1 rRNA gene is annotated in these 3,044 nt (G+C 51.6%); it reads right to left on the bottom strand.

What is annotated here, in order from left to right:
* Positions 1-33: 33 nt before the first annotated feature.
* Positions 34-2,924: ribosomal RNA gene (locus tag CAF80_RS28405) — 23S ribosomal RNA — on the bottom strand.
* Positions 2,925-3,044: the final 120 nt, after the last annotated feature.

The following is a 3,044-nucleotide window of genomic DNA, read 5'->3' as shown; positions in this document are numbered from 1 at the left end:
CTCTTTCGAGTCTACAGATTGCTTGGGTGTTATATGGTCAAGCCTCACGGGCAATTAGTATTGGTTAGCTCAACGCCTCACAGCGCTTACACACCCAACCTATCAACGTCGTAGTCTTCGACGGCCCTTCAGGGAACTCAAGGTTCCAGTGAGATCTCATCTTGAGGCAAGTTTCCCGCTTAGATGCTTTCAGCGGTTATCTTTCCCGAACATAGCTACCCGGCAATGCCACTGGCGTGACAACCGGAACACCAGAGGTTCGTCCACTCCGGTCCTCTCGTACTAGGAGCAGCCCCTCTCAAATCTCAAACGTCCACGGCAGATAGGGACCGAACTGTCTCACGACGTTCTAAACCCAGCTCGCGTACCACTTTAAATGGCGAACAGCCATACCCTTGGGACCGGCTTCAGCCCCAGGATGTGATGAGCCGACATCGAGGTGCCAAACACCGCCGTCGATATGAACTCTTGGGCGGTATCAGCCTGTTATCCCCGGAGTACCTTTTATCCGTTGAGCGATGGCCCTTCCATACAGAACCACCGGATCACTAAGACCTACTTTCGTACCTGCTCGACGTGTCTGTCTCGCAGTCAAGCGCGCTTTTGCCTTTATACTCTACGACCGATTTCCGACCGGTCTGAGCGCACCTTCGTACTCCTCCGTTACTCTTTAGGAGGAGACCGCCCCAGTCAAACTACCCACCATACACTGTCCTCGATCCGGATAACGGACCTGAGTTAGAACCTCAAAGTTGCCAGGGTGGTATTTCAAGGATGGCTCCACGCGAACTGGCGTCCACGCTTCAAAGCCTCCCACCTATCCTACACAAGCAAATTCAAAGTCCAGTGCAAAGCTATAGTAAAGGTTCACGGGGTCTTTCCGTCTAGCCGCGGATACACTGCATCTTCACAGCGATTTCAATTTCACTGAGTCTCGGGTGGAGACAGCGCCGCCATCGTTACGCCATTCGTGCAGGTCGGAACTTACCCGACAAGGAATTTCGCTACCTTAGGACCGTTATAGTTACGGCCGCCGTTTACCGGGGCTTCGATCAAGAGCTTCGCGTTAGCTAACCCCATCAATTAACCTTCCGGCACCGGGCAGGCGTCACACCCTATACGTCCACTTTCGTGTTTGCAGAGTGCTGTGTTTTTAATAAACAGTCGCAGCGGCCTGGTATCTTCGACCGGCGTGGGCTTACGCAGCAAGTGCTTCACCCTCACCGGCGCACCTTCTCCCGAAGTTACGGTGCCATTTTGCCTAGTTCCTTCACCCGAGTTCTCTCAAGCGCCTTGGTATTCTCTACCCAACCACCTGTGTCGGTTTGGGGTACGGTTCCTGGTTATCTGAAGCTTAGAAGCTTTTCTTGGAAGCATGGCATCAACCACTTCGTCGCCTAAAGGCAACTCGTCATCAGCTCTCGGCCTTGAAACCCCGGATTTACCTAAGATTTCAGCCTACCACCTTAAACTTGGACAACCAACGCCAAGCTGGCCTAGCCTTCTCCGTCCCTCCATCGCAATAACCAGAAGTACAGGAATATTAACCTGTTTTCCATCGACTACGCTTTTCAGCCTCGCCTTAGGGACCGACTAACCCTGCGTCGATTAACGTTGCGCAGGAAACCTTGGTCTTTCGGCGTGGGTGTTTTTCACACCCATTGTCGTTACTCATGTCAGCATTCGCACTTCTGATACCTCCAGCAAGCTTCTCAACTCACCTTCACAGGCTTACAGAACGCTCCTCTACCGCATCACTTGCGTGATACCCGTAGCTTCGGTGTATGGTTTGAGCCCCGTTACATCTTCCGCGCAGGCCGACTCGACTAGTGAGCTATTACGCTTTCTTTAAAGGGTGGCTGCTTCTAAGCCAACCTCCTAGCTGTCTAAGCCTTCCCACATCGTTTCCCACTTAACCATAACTTTGGGACCTTAGCTGACGGTCTGGGTTGTTTCCCTTTTCACGACGGACGTTAGCACCCGCCGTGTGTCTCCCATGCTCGGCACTTGTAGGTATTCGGAGTTTGCATCGGTTTGGTAAGTCGGGATGACCCCCTAGCCGAAACAGTGCTCTACCCCCTACAGTGATACATGAGGCGCTACCTAAATAGCTTTCGAGGAGAACCAGCTATCTCCGAGCTTGATTAGCCTTTCACTCCGATCCACAGGTCATCCGCTAACTTTTCAACGGTAGTCGGTTCGGTCCTCCAGTCAGTGTTACCTAACCTTCAACCTGCCCATGGATAGATCGCCCGGTTTCGGGTCTATTCCCAGCGACTAGACGCCCTATTAAGACTCGCTTTCGCTACGCCTCCCCTATTCGGTTAAGCTCGCCACTGAAAATAAGTCGCTGACCCATTATACAAAAGGTACGCAGTCACAGAACAAAGTCTGCTCCCACTGCTTGTACGCATACGGTTTCAGGATCTATTTCACTCCCCTCTCCGGGGTTCTTTTCGCCTTTCCCTCACGGTACTAGTTCACTATCGGTCAGTCAGTAGTATTTAGCCTTGGAGGATGGTCCCCCCATATTCAGACAAAGTTTCTCGTGCTCCGTCCTACTCGATTTCATGACTAAGAGACTTTCGCGTACAGGGCTATCACCCACTATGGCCGCACTTTCCAGAGCGTTCCGCTAATCTCAAAGCCACTTAAGGGCTAGTCCCCGTTCGCTCGCCACTACTAAGGGAATCTCGGTTGATTTCTTTTCCTCAGGGTACTTAGATGTTTCAGTTCCCCTGGTTCGCCTCTTGCACCTATGTATTCAGTACAAGATAACCATCTTGTGATGGCTGGGTTCCCCCATTCAGACATCTCCGGATCAAAGTCTGTTTGCCGACTCCCCGAAGCTTTTCGCAGGCTACCACGTCTTTCATCGCCTCTGACTGCCAAGGCATCCACCGTATGCGCTTCTTCACTTGACCATATAACCCCAAGCAATCTGGTTATACTGTGAAGACGACATTCGCCGAAAATTCGAATTTCTCAACTAAGAGAACTCACAAATTTTACCTTAGCCTGATCACCACCAGTGAAAGTGGCCA

Source organism: Pseudomonas sp. B34(2017) (assembly GCF_002112915.1).
Taxonomy (GTDB): domain Bacteria; phylum Pseudomonadota; class Gammaproteobacteria; order Pseudomonadales; family Pseudomonadaceae; genus Aquipseudomonas; species Aquipseudomonas pharyngis.
Note: the sequence above shows the minus strand (reverse complement) of the source record. Positions and strands in the feature narration are given on the sequence as shown.